This window comes from Neisseria sp. 27098_8_112 (genome assembly GCF_041433235.1).
Taxonomy (GTDB): Bacteria; Pseudomonadota; Gammaproteobacteria; order Burkholderiales; family Neisseriaceae; genus Neisseria.
Genome location: NZ_JAPWBB010000033.1, coordinates 1 through 3519, shown reverse-complemented (window position 1 = coordinate 3519; position 3519 = coordinate 1). Strand labels below are relative to the sequence as shown.

3 protein-coding genes and 2 pseudogenes are annotated in these 3519 nt (G+C 43.8%); all 5 read right to left on the bottom strand.

Features of this window, described 5'->3' with window-relative positions; translation table 11 throughout:
- Window positions 1–493 (bottom strand): annotated as a pseudogene (locus O3682_RS11590) (transposase); the annotation flags it as partial.
- Between the two features lie 114 nt (window positions 494–607).
- Window positions 608–883 (bottom strand): hypothetical protein, encoded by a 276-nt coding sequence (locus O3682_RS11585; protein WP_070608479.1) that lies wholly within the window; start codon window positions 881–883, stop codon window positions 608–610.
- A 2-nt stretch (window positions 884–885) separates the two neighbouring features.
- Window positions 886–2142 (bottom strand): annotated as a pseudogene (locus tag O3682_RS11580) (RHS domain-containing protein); the annotation flags it as partial.
- Window positions 2143–2543: 401 nt separating this feature from the next.
- Window positions 2544–2942, bottom strand: coding sequence for a hypothetical protein (locus O3682_RS11575; protein ID WP_371510170.1), 399 nt, complete (start codon window positions 2940–2942; stop codon window positions 2544–2546).
- Window positions 2926–3519 (bottom strand): RHS repeat domain-containing protein (locus tag O3682_RS11570; RefSeq protein ID WP_371510169.1); only part of this gene is annotated, 594 nt, incomplete at its 5' end. The genes O3682_RS11575 and O3682_RS11570, both read right to left, overlap by 17 nt.

Below are 3519 nucleotides of genomic sequence, written 5' to 3'. Positions count from 1 at the left end.
CCTTCTTCATCGACTTCTATGGCCTGGCGCTGTTTGCTGCCGGCGGTCTGAATAATGGTGGCGTCAACGACAGCAGCAGATGCTTTCTCTATTTTTAGGTTTTTTCGGTCAGTTGGCGGTTGATCAGTTCCAGCAATTCGGAAAGGGTGTCGTCTTGCGCCAGCCAGTTGCGGTAGCGGCATAAGGTGCTGTAATCGGGGATACTCAGTTCGTCAAAACGGCAAAACAGGTTGAAATCGATGCGGGTGATGAGGCTGTGTTCGAGTTCGGGATCGGAGAGGCTGTGCCATTGTCCGTGCAGGACGGCTTTGAACATGGACAACAGGGGATAGGCGGGACGGCCGCGGTGGTCTCTAAGGTAACGGGTTCTTTGACGATTCAGGTATTGTTCGATCGGTTGCCAATCAATCACCTGATCCAACTTCAATAGTGGGAAACGGTCGATGTGTTTGGCAATCATGGCTTGGGCGGTTTGCTGGAAGAAGGTGCTCATGAGAAATCCCCTAAATGTCTTGGTGGGAATTTAGGGGATTTTGGGGAATTTTGCAAAGGTCTCAACCTTGATGTTTTGTTGGGGCTCGACCCAACCTATGGTCTAAAAAAGGTCTTAAAGAGGCTTATTGCCTTTAAATATATTAAATCTTGATAGATTAGCTCCTTTTGATTGAATATGTTTTATAGCTAATTCAAGTTCATTAAATTCATTAAATTCTTCTATCTCATAATCTTCAGCCTGATCCAATTTATTTTTTGGTACTGTATAGTAATATGTGCTATAAGTTCCATTATTTTTCTTAATAGCAAATACTTGATAAACAACCTCTCCATCAATTTCAATAAGTTCATCATATCCTTTTGTTTGTAAATTAGTTAAATTTAACATATCTATTTTCCTATAATATCAATACGCACTTGTTTCCCATCCGGACGTCTAATATTTATATGCGGGTACTTTCCATGTCCTGTTCCTTGTGGATCATCATGTCCTTTACAACGTCCTGTTGCTTTATCCATGGCATAATCTTTATGGTAATGTACTTTCCCATCAGCCTTTTTGAAAGCAATTCTTTTATTTAACCTTCGTGCGTCACTGGCATCTTCTGGGCCGATGCCTCTCACTTTTTGAGCATCTGGAAATGCTGCTTTTAATAACGTATCTGCATCAGCCTTGCTTTTTACTGATACAACGGTACCATTGCCTCCTGTTTGTAATGCTTTTATATCTCCTGCTTTTGGTGCAAGTCCTAAAGGATCAATCCACTCCATGGCATTTGGCATAAGTGTATACAGGTTATCTCCACCTTCCAACCCAATCGGGTCCTGATTCACAAACCGACCCGCATCAGGTTCATAGTACCTGAAGAAATTGTAATGCAGCCCTGTTTCACAGTCGCAATACTGGTTCTGCAGGCGGAAGGGTTGGTATGCGCTATCCGTTACCTTGGTTTCCTCTTTCAGACGGCCCCAGCCGGTATAGTTGCCGAACCACAGCAAATTGCCGTCCTTATCGGTCATCTCCCTTGGGATGCCGATTTGGTCGCAGTGGAAGTAGTGGGTTTGTTGGCCGCTTTCTCCGTCTTCGTTGGTCCGGTTATGTACCAGTGCCAGCGGTTCGTAACTGTCGGGGTCGGTGTAGATATAGGTATACCTGCTGTCCGGTTTGACTTCCTGCAAGAGGTGGCTGCTGTCCCAAACGAATTTCAGACGACCCCAGCCGGTATAGTTGCCGAACCACAAGAGGTTGCCGTCCTTATCGGTCATCTCTCTCGGGATACCGATTTGGTCGCAGTGGAAGTAGTGGGTTTGTTGTCGGCTTTCGCCGTTTTCGGTTGTCCAATTGTGTACCTGTGCCAAGGGTTCGTAGGAATCCGGGTCGGTGTAGATATAGGTATATCTGCCGTCCGGTTGGACTTCCTGCAAGAGGTGGCTGCCGTCCCAAACGAAGCGGGTTTGGTTTTCGAGGCCGTTCCCGCCTAAATCATGCGGGAATGACGTTTCTGAAACTTCTTCGTTTTTCAGACGGCCTTTGCCTATCCTTCTGCCCAAGGCGTCGTAGCTGTATGTCCAAGTCTCTTTCGTACCGTCTTTTTTGAAGATTTCCGCTTTAACCAGTTGGTCATACAGATCGTAGAAATAGTTCTGCACTTCGCCGTTGGCCAGTTCGCGGTGGATCAGGTTGCCGAAGTGGTCGTAGTAATAGGTCGTGCCGTTGTAGGTCTTCAGGCGGTTGTCGGTGATGGGATTGAGGTCGGCTGAAAGCGGCGCGGTCGTTTTGCCCTCTCCCCGACCCTCTCCCACGGGAGAGGGGGTAGGGTATGGTTTGACCTTAGGGCGGAAGATTTGTGCGGCTACTGCTTGTTTTGAATGTGCAGGCTGCTTTTGAGCTGTTTTGGGGCTTTGAAAGCAGCCTGCACTTTTTCAGGTAGCCTGAAGGGGGACGCTCACCCCGAGTCGGGACTGAGGTCGTTTGAACAGAAACCGCGTGCGTGCGTACAGCACACGCCCTACGTCAGGATTGGAGGTTTCATGCGGGCTACGGCTTGCTATTCTGATAGTAGAAAACTTGTTATTAAAACATCTATATTATCAATTAATTTAATAGGAACTATCACTGTATACAGTAAATTTTCATCAAATGAGCTATTAAAATCATATATAGCATCATAATTATCATCTACAATGATTTTTATAATTTTTTTTTCATTGGGAGCTCGTGCTGAAAAAATGGGATTCCCATCCATAAATGACGTGCCATCAGAATACGTAGTTTTGAAGTATGGAAAAATCCATTTTTCTCTATTGATTGAATTTATATTAAGTAATTTTACAAATATATTTTCAATATATTGTTCTAATTTACTATATTCATCAATATTCTCATACCATTTTTCATATTTATTCATCATGTTTAAACTTTCTAAATATTCAAGAATTTGGGTCAATTTTTCCTGAAATAATTTCAATATCAACACGTTCATGTTTAGTTCCTTTTACCATGAAAGTTTTTGATATAGGGGCATCTAATCCATTGCAATTATTTCCATTTTCTATAAAATTTTTGGCTTTCTTAAAAGCTTCTTCTCTATCTTTTAGATCTCTCTTTGAGAGTTTTCTTTTTAGTTCTTCGAGTTTATCTTGAACATCTTTTACAGTAACAGGCTCATCTGTATCCCAAGAAACAGATTCTTCTAAATGCGTTCCTTGTGCCTGAACGCGTCCTCTATTTTTTGCTAACCCTAATGGGTCAACCCATCCTTGAATATTAAGTGCAAACGCATACAGATTCTCTCCGCCTGAAAGCCTAATCGGATCCTGATTTACAAACCGACCCGCATCAGACTCGTAGTACCTGAAAAAATTGTAATGCAACCCTGTTTCACGGTCGGCATATTGGTTCTGTAACCTGAACGGTTGGTACGCCGTTCCCGTTACGTTCGTCTCGCCCTTCAGTTTGCCCCAGCCGTAATAATCCCCGAACCACAAGAGGTTGCCGTCCTTATCGGTCATCTCTCTTGGGAT